The sequence below is a fragment of the Vibrio sp. JZG10 genome, assembly GCF_054064075.1.
In genome coordinates this window covers 247,436-270,006 of record NZ_JBSUGE010000004.1, presented here as the reverse complement: position 1 = coordinate 270,006, position 22,571 = coordinate 247,436, and the positions used below count along the sequence as shown (strand labels likewise).

The window sequence follows — 22,571 nt, the reverse complement described above, 5'->3', positions numbered from 1 at the left end:
TAAGTGATTTACCTTCCACCCTAGTTTGATTGGACATTTTATGAGCATAAAAGTGATATCAATACGCACTTGCAATTGATAATCAATTTCATTTAATATCAAAACAAATCAACTCTTGTGGAGATGGACATGAATATTGAGCAATGCTGGATGCGCTACTTAAAAGCAGAGCAATTGATGGAACAAGGCCACTGGCCCGAGGCACATCGTTTATACGACGATGTACTCAGCAATCTACCGAACCACATTCATTCGGCGCTCGAAAATGCTCACACCAAACCTTGTCAGTTTGTCTGTCTCATCACCGGGCTGAGAGATGCGTGCGTTGCACAATCGGAGATTCTCAACAAACTCGGATTACAGCGCGATGCTTTTTCAACACTCAATCAAACGTACGCACTATTTCAATTCTTGCAATTAGAGAATCATGAACTTATTGAGCGTGTGGGTCATTTACTTGGTCAACAAAGTGAAGACTTGTTAGCTCATATGGCGGCATTTTGCTCTGCTCAACGCAATGCTCAATGGATGATTGAGCTAGACCATGTGACGCGAGCACATGAGCAGTTTTTGCATTTACAAGCGATGAGTTCGGCAAAGTCTTCGCCTTCTCACCTTTATAATTAATCTAAAGCCCAAGCATTGAGGCCTGCTAGGTTTGTGCTGTCCATTGCTTGAGTATCATTTGCTTTATCAACCACAAGGATCTGTGATGTCTTCTAAAACCATTCTTTCGGTGAATAACCTATCGGTCAGCTTTACGACAAACGATGGGATCGTCGATGCAGTAAAGAATGTTAGCTTCGATTTAAAAGCAGGCGAGACGCTTTCCATCGTTGGCGAGTCTGGGTCTGGCAAGTCAGTATCAACCAATGCACTGATGAAACTATTGCCAGACAACGCTATTTTGCATACGGACTCATCCATCATGTTTGAGGGTAGCTCCATCTTGGATAAAACGGAGCGTGAAATGCAAAGTATTCGCGGTGATCGTATCGGTATGATTTTTCAGGAGCCGATGACCTCATTGAATCCATACATGCGGGTGGGGATCCAAGTCGCTGAGGCCATCATGTGCCACCGTCCAGTGGATAGACGGAAAGCCAAAGCGAGAGTGTTAGAGCTGTTTGAACTGGTTCACATGCCAGAGCCAGAGAAAGCGTACAGCAAATATCCGCACGAGTTTTCTGGCGGTCAGTTACAACGCATCATGATTGCAATGGCACTGATTAACGAACCCGATATTTTGATTGCCGACGAACCAACCACCGCGTTAGATGTCACGGTTCAAGCAGAAGTGCTGCACCTGATTAAAGAAATTCAGGCTCAGATGGGCATGGCGATACTTTTTATTACTCATGATTTAGGCGTTGTAAAACACTTTGCCGACCGTGTCATTGTGATGTGTAAAGGGGAAGTCGTCGAAGAAGGCGAAACGCAAACACTCTTCGAAGACCCAAAACACGAATACACACGTATGCTGATCAACTCTATTCCAAAAGGCAGTAAGGACCCTATTAGCGAGAGTGCTACACAACTATTAAAAGCTGACGATATACGAGTCAAATTCTTGATAAAGTCGCATTTTATTGCCAGTAAAAATGAGTACTTCGAAGCCGTAAAAGGCATTTCTCTTGAGCTCAAACAAGGGGAAACACTCGGGATTGTTGGGGAATCCGGTTCAGGCAAGTCTACCCTCGGCCGCGCACTGATAGGCCTCCTACCATCCACAGGTAAAATCGAATACAAAGGCCAAGATATGGCGTTGCTGACAAACAAAGAACGTTTTGAGCTGAAAAAAGACGTTCAGATGGTGTTCCAAGACCCTTATGGTTCGCTTTCTCCTCGTATGACTATCGGCGAGATCATCACGGAAGGATTAACTGTCCACCAACCAATGTTGAGCAAAAAAGAACGTATGCAGAAAGCACGTGACGTGCTCCGTGAGGTTCGCTTAGATCCCGCGTCCATCAACCGTTATCCGCACGAGTTTTCAGGAGGCCAGCGTCAGCGTATTGCTATCGCGCGAGCACTGATCCTTGAACCTTCGTTTATTCTGCTTGATGAGCCAACCTCTGCATTAGACCGCTCGGTGCAACTGACAGTGATTGACCTTCTGAAAGATTTGCAGAAAAAGCATAATATTGGCTACTTGTTTATTAGCCACGATCTATCAGTAGTTAAAGCACTCTCTGACCGTGTTCTAGTCATGCAAAAGGGCGAGGTCATGGAGCAAGGTACAGCCGAAAATATTTTCCAAAACCCTAAAAATGACTACACGAAAAAGCTGATAGATGCCTCATTTGATCTTGAAAACAGTGAAAATCAGCACAGTGCGGCTTAGGTTCATCACAGTTTCATATTCATAAACTAGGATTAAGAAAAGGTGATGATTTCATCTTGTCTTAAGAATGGCGTAGCTGCCTTTCGGTTTGGCCGCCGAGACTGGTTGGTTCAAGAGTCAGACTTAGTCAACCTGGCTCACATACTGGCAAACAGTATGAATTGAGTTCCCCCAACCATGAAAAATGCCGCGACAGTGTCGCGGCATTTTTTATTCTCAGAAGCTTCGAGCAACTAAGGCATTAAATCGACTCAATACCCATATTATGTAACGTAAATGCATACACATCTGTGGTGAGGTCAATTTGCTTACTCAGCGGCATCCCTGCACCATGACCAGCATTGACATCAATGCGTATCAATACTGGATTAGCACCTTGCTGCTTGTCTTGCAACTCCGCAATAAACTTGTACGAATGTGCTGGCACAACTCGGTCGTCGTGATCAGCAGTTGTCACCAATGTCGCAGGATACTGCACGCCTTCTTTTACATTGTGAACAGGAGAGTAGCCAAGCAAGTATTGGAACATCGCTTCGCTTTGTTCAGACGTGCCATAGTCATACTTCCAGCCTTCTCCAGACGTAAACGTGTGGTAACGCAGCATATCAAGCACACCCACGGCTGGCAGCGCCACCTTAAATAACTCAGGACGTTGCGTCATACACGCACCAACCAACAAGCCGCCATTTGAACCACCACGAATCGCTAGGCGCTCGGAGCTAGTGTAGTCGTTTTCAATCAGGTATTCCGCCGCCGCAATAAAGTCATCAAATACGTTTTGCTTTTGCTGCTGAGTGCCTGCGTTGTGCCAAGCTTTACCGTACTCACCGCCGCCTCGCATGTTGGCTACAGCGTAAATACCACCCAATTCCAGCCAGTTGGCCACATTGCCAGAAAACATCGGAGTGAGGCTGATGTTAAAACCGCCGTAACCATACAGCATGGTTGGCGCACTGCCATCAAGCGCGATGCCCTTCTTGTATGAGATGATCATCGGAACTTGCGTGCCATCTTTTGAGGTGTAGAACACCTGTTTTGATTCATACTCACTGCGATCGAATGGCGCTTTTGATTCTTGAAACAGCGTCGATTCACCAGACTCAACATCAAATGAGAAGATCGTCGGTGGCGTCACGTAGTTAGTAAAGGTGTAATACAGCGTGGTTTCTTCTTTTTTACCCGCTAGACCATAAGCCGTACCCTCTCCCGGCAGTTCAACATCTCGAATCCATTCACCTTGGTAGTTAAACTGCTGCACTTTAGAAAGTACATCCACCATATAAGTCGCAAACAGATAACCGCCACCTTTGCTGATTTCTAACGGCTGTTCTTGTTCAGCAATCACATCCATCCATTGCGCTGTTCGGGTGTTGTAGCTGACAACTTTGCCATTCGGCGCATCTAGGTTGGTGTAAAGCAGCAAGGTTTCGTCTTGGCTATCAATCAAGTAGGTGTCGCCTTGCGTTGTATCACGAAGGGTCACAATCGCTTGGGACTCAGACTGTAAATCAATATAAAACAGACGATTACCCGATGTGGATTCTGCGCCAGAAATAATGAGGAAGCGATCGTCCGTCGTCGTGGTACCAGACACATAACGGTGAACCTGCGTATCCAACTCACCGAAAATCACTTTATCTTCAGACTGAGGTGTACCAAGTTCATGATAATAAAGCTTGTGATGTTCAGTTCGCGCAGATAACTCACTGCCTTGCGGCTTATCATAGCTTGAGTAATAGAAGCCTTTGCTGCCCAGCCAAGAAATCGACGTAAACTTCGCATCCACAATCTCAGGCTCTAACTGTTCTTTGGTTTCCGCATAAATAACAAAGATCTTGCGCCAGTCACTGCCCCCTTCCGAGATGGAATACGCGACCAAACGATAATCTTTCGAGAAGCTGACTTCGCCAAGAGAGGTCGTGCCCTCTTCAGAGAACGTATTTGGGTCAAGGAAGACTTCGGCTTCTCCCTCGCCTTTACGGCGATACAATACGCTTTGGTTTTGCAAACCGTCGTTTTTGTAGAAATAGGTGTAGTCACCACGTACAAATGGCTGGGAATATTTTTCGTAGTTTTGGCTGTTCGCGACCAAGTCACGGATTTGTTGGCGGTACGGGACCTGACCAAGAAAATCGAAGGTCACTGAGTTTTGACCCGAAACCCATTGTGCGGTTTCTTCGCTGCGATCATTTTCTAACCAGCGATAAGGGTCGGCAATGTCGTGACCAAAGTAAGTGTCCACGACAGAATCTTTACGTGTTTTTGGGTAATGCATAACGTCCGTGTTACTCCGTTGTTTTTATTAAGTTGTTTATTTTCATATCGTTTTATTGCGGTGATTACCTTAGAGCACCCAATATTGATTTCAACGACATTGTTTTAAATCTATGAAGGAACTAGAAATAATGAGATATCGTTAAGTAACGATCACGAATGTGCTCAATAAGCAGTTTCACTTTATTCGGTGGTTGACGAGTAAACGGGTACACCGCGTAGATACCCAGCTTTTTACCCACTAGTTCAGGAAAAATATCGACCAGTTGACCATTGCGAATATCGTGATACACCAAGCATCGCGGGACGTAAGCTATACCATGGCCGCCCAGAGCGGCTTTACGTAATGCGGTCGCGTTATCAGTAGAAAAGCAGCCCGATACTTTGACGATGTAATTACCATCTTCGCCTTTAAACTCCCAGTCTGTTGCACCTGTGGTTTGGTAAGCGTATTGCAGACAATTGTGCGTGGTGAGATCAATCGGCTCGATCGGCTTCCCATTTTTAGCGATATATGAAGGGGACGCGCATACCACCCATTGGGAATCGAGAATATGTCGTGCGATCAAACTGGAGTCGGCTAGGTAGCCAGTTCGAATGACTAAATCGTAACCATCAGCCACCAAATCGACAAAGCGATTATCCAATGACATATCCACGGTCAGGCCCGGATGAAGGTTACAAAATTCCGCAACGGCATCAGCAAGTATCAAATCTCCAGAGATACACGGCACGGACATTTTTATGTGACCGCTCACATTCTCTCCAAAGCCTGCAACAGCGTCCATAGCCTCCTGAGTGGCCTGCTTCACATTTTTAGCACTGTGGAGTAACACCTTACCTGCTTCGGTTAAGGTCAATTTACGCGTTGTTCGATATAATAGCTGCGCCCCTATCTCTTCCTCCAACCTTGCCATTCTTTTGCTAACTACCGAATTTGTAAGGTTATTTGCTTCTGCAACCTTACTAAAACTGCCCAGTTCGATTACTTGAGAAAATAGGATTAAGTCGTCTGCTCTCATACGATTATGTCACTTTTGGAATTAATTATTTTCATTATTTCCCTATATCAACAAAAAATAAAGGAGTAAATTCACGCCAAATTAACAAAACCATTACAACAAAAAGTCACCTCTACAGCGGATTGACACCGTTCGAGAAGTCAGCGTACGAAGGATGTACAAATGAGTGAAACCCTACTTGCCCTAGTGGCATTTTCGCCAATTGTTGTTGCCGCCATCTTATTGGTTGGTCTCAACTGGCCTGCTAAAAAAGCCATGCCTGTTGCGTTCGGTTTAACCGTCGCTATTGCCCTAATGTTTTGGGATATGTCAGCCAATCGCGTACTGGCTTCTGTATTCCAAGGGCTAGGCATTACTGTCTCTGTTCTATGGATCGTGTTTGGTGCCATCTTCTTGCTCAACACTTTAAAACACACTGGAGCGATCACCACTATCCGTAATGGATTTACCGATATTTCAGCTGACCGCCGTGTGCAAGCCATCATCATTGCTTGGTGTTTTGGCTCATTCATTGAAGGCGCATCAGGGTTCGGTACCCCGGCAGCAATTGCTGCACCACTACTGGTTGCAATCGGCTTCCCTGCGCTAGCCGCTGTCCTAATGGGCATGATGATTCAGTCAACGCCTGTTTCATTCGGTGCGGTGGGTACGCCAATCATCGTGGGTGTAAACAAAGGTTTAGACACCCATAACATCAGTGAGTCTTTGGCTGCACAAGACGCAACATGGGAAATGTACCTGCAAGATATCACCGCGCACGTTGCTGTGATTCACGCTGTTGTAGGTACGATGATCCCTGTATTAATGGCGATGATGTTAACACGTTTCTTCGGCAAGAACAGAAGCTGGAGTGAAGGTCTGGATATTCTACCATTTGCTTTATTCGCAGGCGTCTCTTTCACTGTGCCATACGCGTTAACTGGTGTGTTCTTGGGTGCAGAATTCCCTTCACTTATCGGTGGTTTGGTTGGTCTTTCTATTGTTGTTACCGCAGCGAAAAAAGGCTTCTTAGTACCAAAGACTAAGTGGGATTTCGAAAGCGAAGACAAATGGCCTGCTGAATGGCTGGGCTCGCTAAAAGTCGATCTAAACGACAATCCAGGCAAGCCAATGAGCATCGTAAAAGCTTGGGTACCATATGTAATGCTGGCGGTAATTCTCGTCGCAAGCCGCGTAAGTCCGGAACTGAAAGGCTTTGTACAAAGCGTAAGTTTGTCGTTCAGCAATATTCTTGGTGAGACTGGTGTGAGTGCCGCTATTCAGCCATTGTACCTGCCAGGTGGCATCCTCGTGTTTGTCGCACTGCTTGCCGCAATGTTACAAAGCGGCAGCGCAAAACCATTGCGTGAAGCGTTTGGCGAGTCAAGCAAAACACTGATTGGCGCGGGGTTTGTCTTGGTATTTACCATCCCGATGGTTCGTATCTTCATCAACTCTGGCATTAACGGCGCTGACCTAGCAAGCATGCCGGTCACAACAGCGAACTTTGCCTCTGACCTTGTCGGTTCTGCGTTCCCAGCACTAAGTGCCACCGTTGGTGCGCTGGGTGCGTTCATCGCTGGCTCAAATACGGTTTCAAACATGATGTTCAGCCAGTTCCAATTCGAAGTGGCACAAACACTGTCTATTTCGAGTGTGATTGTTGTGTCGCTTCAAGCCGTTGGCGCAGCCGCAGGTAACATGATTGCGATTCACAACGTTGTTGCCGCATCTGCCACCGTAGGCTTACTTGGCCGTGAAGGCGCAACATTACGTAAGACTATTATCCCTACGTTCTACTACATTGTAATGACGGGCATTATTGGTTTGGTGTTGATTTACGGCCTCCAAATGACGGATGTCTTGATGAAGTAACGCGAAACGCAGGGTTTGTAGCCCTGCCTAATTTGACACAGCTGTCAGCACTACTACCCCGACATGTTGATTTAGCTTGCTACATCAATCCCCCCGACAGCTGTGTCATCCTTTCCAATTTGTATAACTGATTGAGTGATTTAACAAAATTTTTCAATCAATTATGTAAATGAGTTACCAACATCACCAGTTCAAACGTAAGTGAACCATAGGTAACTATACTCATTTTGATGCCTTCACTGCTTTGCGATGAAGGCTCAACGAAAGAGCAAATTGCTCCACAACTTTGCTTAGAATAACCGCTAGGACACCATTATGATTATCTCAGCTTCTACTGACTACCGCGCTGCCGCGAAAGCCAAGCTTCCCCCGTTTCTATTCCATTATATTGATGGCGGTTCTTACGACGAACGCACGCTGAAGCGTAATACTGACGATTTAGGTGATGTCGCTCTTCGCCAACGCGTCCTACGCGATATGACAGATTTGAGCCTAGAAACCGAGATCTTCGGTGAGAAACTGGCAATGCCAATCGCGCTAGCTCCTGTTGGTCTAACTGGTATGTACGCGCGCCGAGGCGAAGTGCAAGCAGCAAAAGCAGCCGAGAAAAAAGGCATCCCGTTTACTATGTCGACTGTTTCGGTTTGTCCGATTGAAGAAGTCGCACCTGCAATTGAACGTCCAATGTGGTTCCAGCTTTACGTACTTAAAGACCGTGGCTTTATGAAGAACGTGCTTGAGCGTGCAAAAGCTGCTGGAGTCACAACGCTGGTGTTTACCGTTGATATGCCAGTTCCTGGCGCGCGTTACCGTGACATGCACTCAGGCATGAGCGGCCCTAACGCAGCCATGCGTCGTGTATTCCAGTCGATGCGCCACCCAAGCTGGGCACTGGATGTGGGTCTACTTGGTAAACCGCACGACTTAGGTAACATCTCAACGTATCGCGGCGAACCAACAAAACTAGAAGATTATATCGGCTGGTTAGGCGCAAACTTCGACCCGTCTATCTCCTGGAAAGATCTTGAGTGGATTCGTGACTTTTGGGATGGCCCTATGGTCATCAAAGGCATCCTCGACGAAGAAGACGCGAAAGATGCGGTACGTTTCGGCGCGGATGGCATTGTGGTATCTAACCATGGTGGTCGTCAGTTAGATGGCGTACTTTCAAGTGCTAAAGCACTACCAAGCATTGCAGATGCGGTAAAAGGCGATCTTAAAATCTTTGTTGACTCAGGTATCCGTACTGGTCTTGATGTGGTTCGTATGCTCGCACTTGGTGCAGACTGCACACTGCTTGGTCGTTCATTTGTGTACGCATTGGCTGCGCAAGGCGGCGCAGGCGTTGAAAGCCTACTGGATCTGTACGACAAAGAAATGCGTGTAGCTATGACGCTTACTGGTGCGAAGTCTATCGCGGACCTTTCTCGCGATTCCTTGGTGAAAATCCCATAATCTTTGCAGGCGAGCAAAACAGAAACGAAAAAACGAGCCACAGTTGGCTCGTTTTTTATTGCTCTTCAACCCGATAATTTGACGAGCAAGCTAACTAACTTGGTGAACGTACTCGATCACGACTTGGTTGCCGTCGATAAACACGTTACTGATATCACCATCCACCGTCACACGATTTTGTAAATAAACCGTACCAGATGCAGATAGATCACGCTCCGTCAAAGACGGAATCACCTGACCAGGACGTACATGTAGCTGCTCGCATAGCTGTTTTACAAAACCTAGCGTCAGTGGAGAATTACCACGTAACAAGCCAGAAAACTCGTGTAGACTCAAACCAAGGCGCTTCGCCATTTCCATTTGAGTGATGTGCATTTTGGCTTTTTGTGACATCCAGATGTCGTAGAGCGCGTTTCGATCCAGCTCTGTAAATTCCATATCTGCCTCCGCTAATTCAAGAGCCAATACACTCTCACACTTACTTAAGATAAATGTTAGCGATAAGTCAGAGAAGTTATAATTGATCGTTCAAATATCAACGCGCATCGGAGATGACGAAGCTCCGCACAAGAATGGAACGGCGGCTCATCACTCAGTTTCGACCACTCACTTTTCACCTCACGAAATAGCCTACCTCAGGCGATTTATACATAAGTAAATGATTTAAAGGAAATCACTGGGGTGAAGGAGTAATATCTGCTACCTTTCCTTCCATGGTTCACTAGAAAGAAGTTACATATGTCACAGTGGTTTACCGATTTGCAAAGCTATATTGAAACATCTCATCAAGATTGGAGTGGAAGTGTCCTTTTCATTACACTCGCCAGCTTTATTGCTTGGATAGCTTGGCGACTGATCCGCTCTCGTCTCGCAGTACTAGTAGAGAAAACCCCTTTCCACTGGGATGACATGTTGCTTGATGCGCTAAAAGCGCCAGTCAGTACACTCATTTGGTGTTGGCCTGCAACCGTCTCTATCGGCATCATATTAGAGAGCGAGCTCAACGATAAAATAAACTGGTTAAGCACGCTGAAACTGATTTTGGTGATCAGTATCTTCGTCTGGACCGTTATGCGACTCATTACCAATGTTGAAGAGTACGTCCTAGAACAAAAAAACCGAGATGAAACCACAGTACAAGCGATAGCTAAAGTCGCGCGCTTGTTCTTTATTACCGTCGGAATTCTCACTGTGATGCAGGCGTTTGGCTTGTCACTGTCAGGATTGCTCACCTTTGGTGGTGTCGGTGGTTTAATCGTTGGTTTAGCGGCGAAAGATCTGCTGTCAAACTTCTTTGGCGGCCTTATGATCTACTTCGATCGTCCGTTTAAAGTTGGCGACTGGATCCGCTCTCCAGATCGCCAAATTGAAGGTACGGTAGAACGAATTGGCTGGAGAATGACCATCATACGAACTTTCGACAAGCGCCCTCTTTATGTGCCAAACTCTGTGTTTAGCAACATAGTCGTAGAAAACCCATCTCGCATGCTAAACCGACGCATCTACGAAAAAATTGGACTTCGTTACGACGACGCCGAAAAAATGCCGCAAATCATTACAGCGGTGAAAGAGATGCTTAAGAATCACAAAGATATTGATGCACGCCAAACGCTTATCGTCAACTTCGATACGTTCGGTCCATCGTCACTGCATTTCTTCATTTATACCTTCACAAAAACCGTGAATTGGGTGAGATACCATGAGGTTAAACAGGATGTTCTTCTTCAAGTAATTAACATCATTAAAGAACACGAAGCAGATATCGCCTTCCCAACTCAAACACTCAAGCTCGACCCAGTTCAAATGATAAAAGCTGAAGAGCAAGAAGATCACGGCTTCTAATTTCCATCAATACCAATAACAAAGCCCGCTTTATTCAAGCGGGCTTTTTCATTTTTTATTTGCTTGGATTGGTTAGTGTTGCATTAACACCATACGAGCATTCAATGGTTGGATAGGACGATTGTTTTTCCCCATCACTGTCGTAAACGCTTTAATCTGCTCAGGGGAAATGGTTTGTGCTTCTTTCATCACTAACCAACGTACCCCTTCAGAGCATGGTGGTGTCGTTAGTGAGCCATTAAAGCGATAATACGCTTTGTCTTTTGGAAGCAACGCATCCGCTTCAAATGGCAATTTAATCTCTACACCTTGATCTTTACTTGGTATGTTTGCTAGTAACTTCGCTAAATCTGGGTTCGCTTTTCCGGATTGAAAAAATACGGCCACAACCGCCAAATGGCCAGTTGTATCAGCATGCACAAAGTGCGCTTCTAATGGGTATTCTTTGCCATCCACATGGTTTTCTGACGGAGTATGGAAGTGGAACTGCTTTAACGTGAATGCATTGCCATCAATCAACAGTGTGTTGTCACCCTCTAGGCTGGTTTGCAGGGTGTGGCCGTTATTGAGCAATGAGATTGCTTTGCCATGGTAGTCGAACTGCAATTTGTCTAACTTCGCTTCTGCTGCGGAGACAATATTAATTGGGCTTTGGTTTTGACCTTTGGAACATTCAGACGCAAACTCGCCCCAATGCTCAGGCCCGTGACTCCCCTCGTAACCCCAGCTTGCTGCGTAAGCTGTTCCTGTAAATACCAACGCCAAACCTAGTGCTGCCAGTGACTTCTTCATAGTTTTCCTTATTCCTTCAAGTTAAATGTTGTGAAAACAAAACCATACTAATCGCACAGAATTAAGCGGGAATAGAGTGAAAACTATGATTACAAAAGTTTTTTGGAATAGATGCCTCTAGTTATGCAATTGATATGATTCTCAAAATTGAACATCAACGATTATCGAGTCGGTATAAGTGCCAGCTGGTGGGGTGTTTTTTTGTACAAGAAAGATTTGTGGTATTGCCCTAAATCACTTGGAACTTCAGGCTGGAAATGTTGCTGTGCATGATCTAGAAAAAAGACTATGGACATTTGTAAAATGAGGGCTATATGTTCTATGTTACCGCTTATGTTTACAACATATCGCTAAAAAAAACGCCCCTTTCGGAGCGCTTTCTTATTTGAGCAGATTATTCCCAATCAAGGATAACTTTGCCAGACATGCCTGAACGCATGACATCGAAGCCTTCTTGGAAGTCATCAATCTTGTAGTGGTGCGTAATAATTGGTGATAGATCCAGACCAGATTGAATCAGTGAAGCCATCTTGTACCATGTTTCGAACATTTCACGACCATAGATGCCTTTGATAACTAGGCCTTTGAAGATCACTTGGTTCCAATCAATGCCCATATCTGATGGTGGAATACCGAGTAATGCAATACGGCCACCGTGGTTCATTGTGGTTAGCATTGAGTTGAATGCCGCTGGGTTACCAGACATTTCTAGGCCTACGTCAAAGCCTTCTGTCATGCCTAGTTCAGCCATTACATCTTCAAGCTTCTCTTCTGCAACGTTTACTGCGCGTGTTACGCCCATCTTACGAGCAAGTTCTAAACGGTATTCGTTAACGTCTGTGATAACCACATGGCGAGCACCAACGTGTTTTGCGACTGCAGCTGCCATGATACCGATTGGGCCAGCACCAGTGATGAGCACGTCTTCACCAACTAGATCGAAAGAAAGCGCAGTGTGTACCGCGTTACCGAACGGGTCGAAGATCGATGCTAGATCGTCAGAAATCTCGTCAGGGATCTTAAACGCGTTAAATGCAGGAATCACTAGGTATTCTGCAAATGCGCCTTCACGGTTTACACCCACACCGATCGTGTTGCGACACAAGTGAGTACGACCGCCACGACAGTTACGGCAGTGACCACAAGTTATGTGACCTTCACCAGATACGCGGTCACCAATTTCAAAGCCACGAACTTCCTGACCAATCGCAACCACTTCACCCACGTATTCGTGACCGACAACCATAGGCACTGGAATTGTCTTTTGTGACCATTCGTCCCAGTTGTAGATGTGTACGTCCGTACCACAGATAGCGGTTTTCTTAATTTTGATCAGAATGTCATTATGGCCAACTTCAGGTTTATCAACCTCAGTCATCCAGATGCCTTCTTCAGGCTTTAGCTTTGATAATGCTTTAATTTTCATAATGTAACCTTAATTAAAGGCCCTATTATCTAGGACCTAGAGTCTTAAATAAGACCCATGTCCTTACCAACTTCGATGAACGCATCAATTGCACGATCTAGCTGCTCACGAGAATGCGCTGCTGACATTTGAGTACGGATACGCGCTTGGCCTTTTGGTACCACAGGGAATGAGAAGCCGATTACGTAGATGCCTTTCTCTAGTGCTCGCTCAGCAAATTCTGCTGCCACTTTCGCATCACCTAGCATGATTGGAATGATCGCATGGTCAGCGCCGCCCATTGTGAAACCAGCAGCTTCCATACGTGCGCGGAAGTGTGCTGCGTTTTCCCATAGACGGTCACGTAGGTCACCGCTCTCTTCTAGTAGATCTAGAACTCGGATAGAAGCGCTTACGATTGCTGGTGCAACAGAGTTAGAGAATAGGTATGGACGAGAACGCTGACGTAACCAGTCGATCACTTCCGCTTTACCAGACGTGTAACCGCCTGAAGCGCCACCCATTGCTTTACCTAGCGTACCTGTAATAATGTCGATACGGTCAACCACGTTGTGGTATTCGTGCGTACCTGCACCCGTTTTACCCATGAAGCCAACCGCGTGAGAGTCATCAACCATGGTCAGTGCGCCGTATTTTTCAGCTAGGTCACAAATAGCCGGAAGGTTCGCCACTACGCCATCCATTGAGAACACACCGTCAGTAACGATAAGAATGTGGCGTGCGCCTGCTTCTTTCGCAGCAATCAGTTGTTGCTCTAGCTCTTCCATGTTGTTGTTTGAGTAACGGAAGCGCATTGCTTTACATAGACGAACACCGTCGATGATTGACGCGTGGTTTAGTGCGTCTGAAATAATTGCGTCTTCTTTACCGAGAATGGTTTCGAACAGACCTGCGTTTGCATCGAAGCAAGAGGTGTAAAGAATCGTATCTTCTTTACCTAGGAACTTAGACAACTTCTGCTCAAGCTCTTTGTGGATGTCTTGAGTACCACAGATGAAACGTACTGAAGCCATACCAAAGCCGTGCTCGTCCATGCCCGCTTTACCCGCTTCAATTAGCGCAGGATGGTTAGCAAGACCAAGGTAGTTGTTTGCACAGAAGTTTAATACTTCTTCACCGGTAGAGATTTTAACAGCCGCTTGTTGCTGAGACGTGATTACGCGCTCTGATTTGTAAAGACCTTCAGCCTTCACTTCTTCAATTTGCTGCTGAATCTGTTGGTAGAATGCAGAAGACATTTGAAATTCCTTCCTGGTTATTTTGGCGAGTATTTACTCGTTTAGAATTAGGTTGAGCCTTTATGCGACGGGCATCACAGGCTATCACTCATCAATTAATTGTAGTGTAATTCAAGGAAGGAAGAAGGATTATCCCTTAAGGTGGAAAAGCATTAATGAATTCAAGGCACGAATTCAATTAATGCTTTCCTATAATATTGTAATAAAAGGAGTTATCGCCCAGTTGGTTGTTTAAGTAGTGCTTCAAAGTCTTTGGCTGGTAACGGGCGGCTATAGTGGAAACCTTGCCCGAACTCACAGTTTAAGTCTTTTAGATAATCGACATGACGCTGTTCTTCAATGCCTTCAGCAACAATCTTAAGGTTCAGCGCTTTCGCCATTGCAATGATCACGTTGACGAGCTCACGATCGGAGTCGTTTTCGAACATATTTTGCATAAAGCTGCGATCAATCTTAAGGCGATCGAACGGAAATTTCTGTAAGTAACTCAACGCAGAATAACCAGTACCAAAGTCATCGATGGTAAGCTTAGTGCCTAACGCTCTTAAGTTATTGAGCATGTCTAATAGCTCTGAGTCGTGGTTAAAGAGAAGGCTCTCTGTCACCTCAATATCGAACTTATCTGATGGAAGACCAGATTCCTCAAGGCTCTTCTTAATAAACGCAAGTAAGCGATCACAATACCTAAATTGAACACTGGAGAAATTCACAGAAACAAACAGCGACGTCAGATTTTGCCATTGCGCCGCTTGGCGGCACGCTTGCTGGATAGCGAATTCACCAATTTGATGAATCAAGCCATTTTTCTCAGCAATAGAGATAAACTCTTCAGGATTTACGAATCCGTACTTCTCATCATTCCAACGCATTAACGCTTCTGCGCCAACAATTTTACCACTGCTCAGCTCAATAATAGGTTGATAATACAACTCTAGTAATTGACTAGAGATGGCATTTCTTAGTCGATTTTCCAAATCCAAATAGCGTTGCAAGTCTTGGTTCATATTGTGGTTATAAAAACAGAAGGCATCGCGTCCATCTTGCTTCACGCGATACATCGCCATGTCAGCACACGCGAGGAGCTGCTCGGCATTATCTCCATCATCCGGAAATACGGACATTCCGACGCTGCTACTCAAGAAGAATTCATGGTTGTTCCATACAAATGGATCGTTAAACGCCGAAAGCACGCTTGAAGCAACGCGCTTCGCGGTGTCATTATCAGGCAAGTCAGGAATCACTAATAAAAACTCATCCCCACCAATTCTCGCCAGTAAGTCTGTTTTTCTCGCGACTTGATGCAGTCGTTGAGCACTAAGTTTAAGGATCTCGTCGCCAACAAAGTGACCCATTGAATCGTTAATCTGCTTAAAGTGGTCTAAATCAATAAACATGACCAATACTTTTGAGCCACTACGTGACGCTCTAATCAACTCCAAAGCCAGTCTCTCAGAACCGTAGCTGCGATTAGGCAAGTTAGTCAACGTATCGTATTTAGCTTGGAAGGCGAGTTCTTTTTCAGACGCTTTTCGGCGTTCAATTTCGTTAGTTAGTTTTCGGTTCTGTTGAGAAAGTATGTCTTTTCGCTTTTTCTCTTCTTCAAGTTTAATTTTCAATTCAATTCTATTATTGTTTGTGATGAACGCATAACACAGCGCAATAACAACCATAACAGCAAGAATACTCAAACCGAGAATGAAGATCCGTGATGTAAAAATATCTCGCTCACTCAAAGGCTCAAACCAAGCCATAAGTTTGAAGTGATGTTTTTCAACAGGCACTTCAAAATATATCTTTCCATCAACGGCTTCAGATATTAAATAATTCTCATCTTTATTATGAGAAGACGTTTTATTTATTGTATCCCATACGACCATCTCAACGTCTTTTATTTTGAGCACCATCCGGCTATAACTGTCTTCGTGCTCTTGATTAGTGAGCTGATCAATAACAATGTTTTTATTGAGATCTGCAATTAGAAAGGCAACTGGCTTTCCAGAGAACTTGACTTGCTTAATGACTTGAATACGCACGTCGTCGTTATATCGAGTTGCACAAACCTCTTCGGGATGCCCATGTTGAGTCATTAAGGTTTGGATATCCATCTTATGCTCTATGTTGTCTTCAGAGCCCGTCGTGACAATCGTTGTGCCATCACTGCCTACCAGTGTGAGCTTTTTATAGATTTGGCTGCTATTAATTAACTTACCATCTATCTTTTCATCGAAACGACGCTTCAAGTTAATTAAACTCGCTCCTAATCCGTACTCCATTGACATGCCAGAGGCTAAATTAGCAAAGAATGTTTGTACTGTTTTATCTGTAGATAAATTATCAACATCTTCACTAGCAATGGTAAATAAATTATCGAGTGTGCTTGCGTAACTTTTTACTTTTAAACCAAGTTCCCTATGTTGGGATTCTTTTAATTTATTTTGCCCCAAACTTGTCACAACAATAAGCATAGCTAAATAAATAGAGACTAATATTGCGCTTATTGCAATAAATTTTTTACTAGATATTTTTTTAACGGCCTTTTTCATCGGGTTTTCTTACTATCTTCTATGAAGTAATCGTTATAAAAGTAGTAAATAGATGGATAGTATTTTTTTACTAATTTTTCGTAGGTTCCATCTTTCTTTATTGAATCTAAATAACGATCAAATGCTTTGCGTAATTCCGGCGAGTTTTTACGGAATGCAACAGCCATTTTCTGATTTTCGGATACTGGACCAATGACTTTTATTTCACCTGGCCATTTTTCTAATGCAATTAACGTATCGGCGACGTCTAGTAATGTGCTTTCCGCATCATTTTTCATTATCGCTGGCACCATCTCATTAAGAAGACGAGCCCCATCAGGCAGTATGACTTTTGCGCCTGTGTCATATAAGTCATAAAGGTTAGGGTCCAAGCAAGAGTGCTCCAACGCCAACACTTCGCGACCATGAATAAGCTGCTTGACGGTTTTTACATCTTCATCAACCGACCCACTTGGTTTAATCGGACTCAGCGTGGAGTCTGTTCTGGAAACTAACCAAACGCCCGACGGGAAGTAATCTTGTGAAAAGTCTAAAACTTCAGAGCGCCAGTCAAGAATGGTAACGCCATTTGCGATCAAGTCACCCTCGATTGGAACACTTTCTCCCACAACGGCTTGCTTATTATGGTATTGAACATCTTGGCCCGTCAGCTTACCGACCATATCGCTCCACTGAGCTGGAACATATTGGTACTTAACGCCCAAAGACTTGGCAAAGCCTTTTACTATCTCTACATCTAAGCCAGTCAAGGTTTCCACTTCACCTTGTTCAATATAAGAAACGAAGTTAGCGTACGGCACACCAATATGGCGCAACACTCCGCGATCACGAATCTGTTGTAAGTCGTCTGACCAGGCGGAAGAGGACATAACAGAGGCCGCCATAAGCGCCATCGCCGCTAAAGTTCTTTTGAATGTTTTGACTGACATAATAATATCCTTACCTTTCACAAAGCGCCCAATAACGGGCGCTTGAGTGATAAACAACGATGTTAGAACGACGAGTAATACAAATTCGTCATCGCCACCACGAGCCCTTCAACATCCTGCTCGTCATGGAACAAGTGCGTGGAGATACGGAGTGCGTAAGTATCAAAGTCATCATCTTTATGCAGCTTAAAGCTGGTTGTTCGAATGATATAGCCATATTCTTCACGCAGACGATCTCTGAATTCAGTCAATATGTCTTCATTCGTCACATCAGAGAATGGGTTAACTGTGGTTAAGCCACTCGTTAAACCTTCCACGTTTGGCGAGTACATTTGGGCTTGTGGCAAGTACTCTTGTAGTAAGGTTTTACACAAACTACCAAGACTTAGAACACGTTCCTCAATGCGGTCACGACCAATCTCATCCCACATTTTGCAGCTATCAACTAACGCTTGTTTCGCAGGATAGTTGTCGTTCCCGATGTACTGCATCTGTAATTGTTTGCCTAAGTAATCAGCATGAGAAAGTGAAGAGTTGATCAACCACAACGGGTTTTCACGATCACTCCAATACTCATTCAAGCGATTGGCGTTATCACGTACGTACAAAATACCGGTTGCGCCAGGACCACACTGCCATTTGTGACCAGAACCTGCATAGAAATCACAATCCATATCATGGAAATCGAGGTCAAACATACCAACAGTATGCGCTCCATCTACAAGCGTAGGCACACCATATTCTTTCGCTAAAGCACAAATGGCTTTGGCTGGTAACGCCGTTCCCGTTTTATAGGTGATATGAGAGAACATGATGAGGCGAACGTTTTGATGCGCATCAAGCGCGTCGCGGAAAGCTTGGATGTAATCTTGTTCAGAAACGTCTTCAGTACCGGTAAATACCGGTAGTTGAATTTCAACAACATCGACGCCAAAACGATGTTTTGCGACGTTCATCGGTGATGTTGCAGCCATATGCTCATGGTGCGTCGTTAAAATCACATCACCTGGTTCAAAGTGTAAGCCGTTAATGATCGAACATAGACCATCAGTAGTATTGCGGCTGAGAATGATTTCTTCTGGGTTAGCACCAAAGCCAGACGCTACTTCTTGAACCATCTCAGAGACATAAGGCCAAGAGCCAAATTTGCCCTTCATATCCCAAGGATACTTAGCCACCAACTTGTTGTTATGCTCGTAATCTTGAAGAACTTGTCTTGGCATAGAACCCGTTGTGCCAATGTTCATGTAAGTCGTACGTTTATCCAAAACGAACTGTCGTTGCACTTTACGCCAAAAGCGCTTATCGTGTTTTCTACCTAGCCCGCGGCTGCTCCAATCAATTTTCTGTTCTCGTGCTTGAACTGCGCCCGAGAAAGCGGAAGCACTCACACCAGCAACAACAGCTCCTGTTGCGCCTTTCAGAAAATTACGGCGGCTGCTATTAGTCTGAATAGATTCCTTGTCTTTCATCTTTTTCAATCCTTGTCGGAAATTAGCCATATTATTAATTTTAAGTGCGTAACTATCTGTTACTAAAACATTATTACCCATTAAAACCAGAGTTTAATTTTTTCCTCTGCCATTAAGTGACTTTAGTTCCAATTTTTTATCTTATTTGATGATATAAGCAACAGTTTGACCACAAACCTATAAACAACCATATTCACATTAAAATATTCATTAAATTGATTATTTTTTATAGAAGACAATTCCGACAACTTCTTTATAAAACAATTATGAGCTTTGTTATAAAGTCATTAAAAATTTAACTTTGCGTTAATTTAAAAATATTCAGGCTATTTTTTGATTGACGTCTATTCTTTTTATATCTGAACAATCTCAATATGTTAAGTCTTAATAGTGGAGAGCTGGTTTCGCAGATAGATACCAGTTTAAGACCATAGAGTGAGACACATCACTCTCTGACATAAACCCACCGCTCAACAGACATAAGGAAGAGAAGTTTTCACTAATATGTGCTTGAGCGTACAACCAAAAAGAAGGAAGTCCCATGTTAAAAGGATTGCTATGCATTTCAGTTGCTGCCACTCTCGTAGCCGCTCCTAACGTACTTGCGCAGACTGTAGCGATGACCGATCTCAACAGCAAGAAGAGCGCTGGCACCATTGAGATTTCACAAAGTGACTATGGCGTGGTATTTATGCCTCAGTTATCAGGTTTGTCATCAGGGGTGCACGGTTTCCATGTTCACACTAATCCATCGTGCGATAGCGCGGAGAAGAATGGCAAAACCGTCCTTGGTGGTGCAGCAGGTGGTCACTATGACCCCAGCAACACAGGGAAACATGGCTACCCTTGGACCGATGACAATCATTTAGGCGACCTGCCTCCACTCTACGTGGACATGGATGGCAATGCTAATCAGCCCGTTGTCGCGCCTCGCCTAAAATTATCAGATTTAAAAGGCCGAGCATTAATGATTCATGCTGGTGGTGACAATCATTCCGACCATCCTGCTAAATTAGGCGGCGGCGGCGCGCGCGTTGTATGTGGCGTTATTAAGTAGTCATTCGATAAGCCAAATTCGCGCTTCTCCTCAAGTAGCGAGAAGTGCGAATTTTTGTTGATACTCAGTGTCCGTCTCGCACGTCTCTAAGTAGCTGTGGTGCAACATTAAAATTGACTGCACTATCTTTGTACCAATTCCTAATGCGCCCCCGACGGCATCTTTATCAATTCGATTGACAAAAGTGAACAGGATTCGCGACTTATCCTCACTCAAATGCGCTTGGCAATGCACTTCCGAGCCGATTGGGCTGTGGCGCAACGCATTTTCAAGCAGGTTCAATACCAACCGCTCTAAGAGTCCTTTGTCACCCACAGTTTGGATCTTGCTATCCATATCCACTTTCAACACCACTTCTTTACGAGAAAACTGGCTCTGCATCGTCTCGGCACATTCTGCCATCAATGCGCCAAGATCTATGGGGCGGTATTCGTAGTTTGGCATTGGTTCCTCTTTACGCGCGGCGTCTAATAAAGAATGCAATTGAGTTGAGAGCTTCTCACAATTTCGGAACGCGACATCAATCAAAGGATCAGATTCCGGATGTTTCAAACGCCACGTTTCCAAATAACCAAGCACACTCGATAACGGCGTTTTTAAATCATGACTGAGCTGCAACAAGCTCTGACGACGATGAGAAGACTGATACTCCAACTGTAAAAACTGCTGCTGAATGTGCTTCGCCATCATCTGATAAGAGTGCGCAATCGGCACGAGCTCCGGCACTTGGTGAGTAAAGTCAGGTTGCAGGTGAAAATCATGTTCAGCTTGCTGTTGAAGTTGCTTGGTCACACGCTCAATCGGGTTCAACAGGCTACGTTTGACCAGCACATAAGCCCCGAGAGCAAAGCCTAAAATGGACACTAAGACCAATCCTGCCAGCGCGATGTAAGGGGTATCGACTTGCGCATTGGCAATGGCGTCATGTCGGGTACTGCCAATCACCACATAGAGATAACCGACCGTAGAGCCTAATTCCTCTATCGCCGCAACAGAAAACACTTTGTGTTCACCGCGATTACGAGGATCTTCGCCTAAGATGGGAAGCGGTTCGTTGTTTAAAAATTGCTGAATGGGGTTCAGATCCACCGAGTCCATAAGCTTTGCCCCATCTGGCGCAGCATGGGTGGTGATATTGCCTTGGCTATCGAGGAAATAGATTTCAAAATCAGGGCCGATCAGCATAAGGGTATGAAAGATCGACTTGAGCGCTTTAGGGTTGTAATCCGTTCCAATCATCAGCGGATTATCGTCACGCATGTGGCTGGCTAGTTCTTTATGCAGGCTTTGCTTAGTGCGTAACTCAATGGTTTCTTTTTGCCAATTGTAAGTCAGTGCAATCACCACCGCCGCAAGACAGAACCACAAGCTAGTAAATACTACCAAGCGAGATTTGAAGCTCATCCTATCGCCTCCTTAAACAGCGGTGTTTTTGAAACACCCGTGATGATTGAAAAATGACGGTGAAACAACTGCCAACTTACTGTCTGGCTTGATGTTTTGACTTGCTTTTTTGCATTAGTGTCTTGGCTGAAACTTATACCCAACGCCCCACACGGTTTGGATGAAGTGATGATCTGAATCAGACAAAGACAATTTGCTGCGTAAACGGTTAATGGTGCTACACACCGTGTGGTGATAACCAGAATGACTGGTGTTCCATACGTGATCGAGCAATTCATCTTTACTGTAGACTCTGCCCGGACGAGTCGCGAGAAACTGCAGCAAAGTAAACTCTGTCGCGGTAAGAGTGACATCCTTGTCGTTTAGGGATACTTGGTGCAACTCCGGAATGATTCTTAGCGGACCAAAATCCATCGCTTCGTCGAGGACTTCATTTGCTACTTTGGCCTCTGCGGTTTGACTGACTCGGCGCAGCACGTTTCGCACTCGTGCTTGGAATTCTAATACGCTAAACGGCTTAGTGATGTAGTCATCAACGCCCGCTTCTAAACCGTCAACCTTGTCCATTTCACCGTCTCTGGCTGTCAGCATGAGCACTGGATTCCAATCTTGTTGCTGACGCAAATAATGACAGATGTCTAGGCCATCACCATCTGGTAAACCTCGGTCAAGGATCAATAAATCAAAGGGTTGTTGCTGATATTGCGCTTTAGCATCGGCGACATTTGCGGCTCGCGATACTTGGTGTCCTTGAAACTTGAGATGCATCTGAACCAGTTCTGCCAAATCATCGTCATCTTCCACCAACAAGATGTTCGCGACTAAATTGATTGCCTGTTGTTCCATGGTCCTTTCCTTGCCTTCGAGTATCCTCACTTTGCACATGACCGGAACAAATTAGAAATTCTTTCAAAAAAGG

At 44.8% G+C, this 22,571-nt stretch carries 17 protein-coding genes; 6 read left to right on the top strand and 11 right to left on the bottom strand.

Annotated elements, in window-relative coordinates:
- The first annotated feature begins 129 nt into the window (after positions 1 to 129).
- Together ACWYVB_RS08160 and ACWYVB_RS08155 are read left to right on the top strand one after the other, a co-directional pair.
- Positions 130 to 627 carry a hypothetical protein gene (locus ACWYVB_RS08160; protein ID WP_085342565.1) on the top strand — a complete coding sequence of 166 codons (498 nt, stop codon included), beginning with the start codon at positions 130 to 132 and terminating at the stop codon, positions 625 to 627.
- 85 nt (positions 628 to 712) lie between these two features.
- Entirely contained in the window at positions 713 to 2,344 is a 1,632-nt protein-coding gene (locus tag ACWYVB_RS08155) for an ABC transporter ATP-binding protein (protein WP_395209186.1), read from the top strand.
- Positions 2,345 to 2,585: 241 nt separating this feature from the next.
- On the opposite strand, the gene ACWYVB_RS08150 is transcribed toward ACWYVB_RS08155, so the two are convergent.
- Both ACWYVB_RS08150 and ACWYVB_RS08145 read right to left on the bottom strand, forming a co-directional pair.
- Entirely contained in the window at positions 2,586 to 4,619 is a 2,034-nt protein-coding gene (locus tag ACWYVB_RS08150; protein WP_457528658.1) for a prolyl oligopeptidase family serine peptidase, read from the bottom strand.
- A 121-nt stretch (positions 4,620 to 4,740) separates the two neighbouring features.
- Positions 4,741 to 5,640 carry a LysR family transcriptional regulator gene (locus ACWYVB_RS08145; protein ID WP_005375112.1) on the bottom strand — a complete coding sequence of 300 codons (900 nt, stop codon included), beginning with the start codon at positions 5,638 to 5,640 and terminating at the stop codon, positions 4,741 to 4,743.
- Between the two features lie 162 nt (positions 5,641 to 5,802).
- Here ACWYVB_RS08145 and ACWYVB_RS08140 point away from each other — a divergent pair, with 162 nt between their 5' ends.
- Both ACWYVB_RS08140 and lldD read left to right on the top strand, forming a co-directional pair.
- Positions 5,803 to 7,494, top strand: coding sequence for an L-lactate permease (locus ACWYVB_RS08140; protein WP_457528656.1), 1,692 nt, complete (start codon positions 5,803 to 5,805; stop codon positions 7,492 to 7,494).
- Between the two features lie 315 nt (positions 7,495 to 7,809).
- The gene (lldD, locus tag ACWYVB_RS08135) at positions 7,810 to 8,949 is read left to right on the top strand and encodes an FMN-dependent L-lactate dehydrogenase LldD (protein ID WP_457528654.1); all 1,140 of its coding nucleotides are present in this window, start codon (positions 7,810 to 7,812) and stop codon (positions 8,947 to 8,949) included.
- A 90-nt stretch (positions 8,950 to 9,039) separates the two neighbouring features.
- On the opposite strand, the gene ACWYVB_RS08130 is transcribed toward lldD, so the two are convergent.
- Positions 9,040 to 9,387 carry a helix-turn-helix domain-containing protein gene (locus tag ACWYVB_RS08130; protein WP_005375109.1) on the bottom strand — a complete coding sequence of 116 codons (348 nt, stop codon included), beginning with the start codon at positions 9,385 to 9,387 and terminating at the stop codon, positions 9,040 to 9,042.
- A gap of 300 nt (positions 9,388 to 9,687) precedes the next feature.
- On the opposite strand from ACWYVB_RS08130, the gene ACWYVB_RS08125 reads away from it, so the two are divergent.
- Positions 9,688 to 10,791, top strand: a complete 1,104-nt coding sequence (locus ACWYVB_RS08125; protein ID WP_046875767.1) for a mechanosensitive ion channel family protein — start codon at positions 9,688 to 9,690, stop codon at positions 10,789 to 10,791.
- A gap of 72 nt (positions 10,792 to 10,863) precedes the next feature.
- Here ACWYVB_RS08125 and ACWYVB_RS08120 read toward each other — a convergent pair whose 3' ends face one another.
- The 6 genes from ACWYVB_RS08120 to ACWYVB_RS08095 all read right to left on the bottom strand — a co-directional run bounded on the left by ACWYVB_RS08120 (position 10,864) and on the right by ACWYVB_RS08095 (position 19,191).
- The gene (locus tag ACWYVB_RS08120) at positions 10,864 to 11,583 is read right to left on the bottom strand and encodes a carbonic anhydrase (protein ID WP_048625383.1); all 720 of its coding nucleotides are present in this window, start codon (positions 11,581 to 11,583) and stop codon (positions 10,864 to 10,866) included.
- Between the two features lie 394 nt (positions 11,584 to 11,977).
- Positions 11,978 to 13,009 carry an L-threonine 3-dehydrogenase gene (gene tdh / locus ACWYVB_RS08115; protein WP_005394871.1) on the bottom strand — a complete coding sequence of 344 codons (1,032 nt, stop codon included), beginning with the start codon at positions 13,007 to 13,009 and terminating at the stop codon, positions 11,978 to 11,980.
- Positions 13,010 to 13,053: 44 nt separating this feature from the next.
- Positions 13,054 to 14,247 (bottom strand): glycine C-acetyltransferase, encoded by a 1,194-nt coding sequence (locus tag ACWYVB_RS08110; protein ID WP_005394869.1) that lies wholly within the window; start codon positions 14,245 to 14,247, stop codon positions 13,054 to 13,056.
- Positions 14,248 to 14,459: 212 nt separating this feature from the next.
- Entirely contained in the window at positions 14,460 to 16,790 is a 2,331-nt protein-coding gene (locus ACWYVB_RS08105; protein WP_457528651.1) for a putative bifunctional diguanylate cyclase/phosphodiesterase, read from the bottom strand.
- Positions 16,787 to 17,719: a transporter substrate-binding domain-containing protein gene (locus tag ACWYVB_RS08100; RefSeq protein WP_005394865.1), complete on the bottom strand. Its 933-nt coding sequence runs from the start codon at positions 17,717 to 17,719 to the stop codon at positions 16,787 to 16,789. Before ACWYVB_RS08100 ends, ACWYVB_RS08105 begins: the two co-directional genes overlap by 4 nt.
- A 62-nt stretch (positions 17,720 to 17,781) precedes the next feature.
- On the bottom strand, positions 17,782 to 19,191 hold the full coding sequence (locus ACWYVB_RS08095) for an aminotransferase class V-fold PLP-dependent enzyme (protein WP_457528650.1): 1,410 nt from the start codon (positions 19,189 to 19,191) through the stop codon (positions 17,782 to 17,784).
- A gap of 541 nt (positions 19,192 to 19,732) precedes the next feature.
- On the opposite strand from ACWYVB_RS08095, the gene ACWYVB_RS08090 reads away from it, so the two are divergent.
- Positions 19,733 to 20,248, top strand: a complete 516-nt coding sequence (locus tag ACWYVB_RS08090; RefSeq protein ID WP_005394862.1) for a superoxide dismutase family protein — start codon at positions 19,733 to 19,735, stop codon at positions 20,246 to 20,248.
- A 30-nt stretch (positions 20,249 to 20,278) separates the two neighbouring features.
- Here ACWYVB_RS08090 and ACWYVB_RS08085 read toward each other — a convergent pair whose 3' ends face one another.
- Together ACWYVB_RS08085 and ACWYVB_RS08080 are read right to left on the bottom strand one after the other, a co-directional pair.
- Entirely contained in the window at positions 20,279 to 21,652 is a 1,374-nt protein-coding gene (locus ACWYVB_RS08085; protein ID WP_457528648.1) for a histidine kinase dimerization/phospho-acceptor domain-containing protein, read from the bottom strand.
- Between the two features lie 114 nt (positions 21,653 to 21,766).
- Complete coding sequence (locus ACWYVB_RS08080; RefSeq protein WP_237311338.1) at positions 21,767 to 22,498, bottom strand: response regulator transcription factor; 732 nt, start codon at positions 22,496 to 22,498, stop codon at positions 21,767 to 21,769.
- Positions 22,499 to 22,571: the final 73 nt, after the last annotated feature.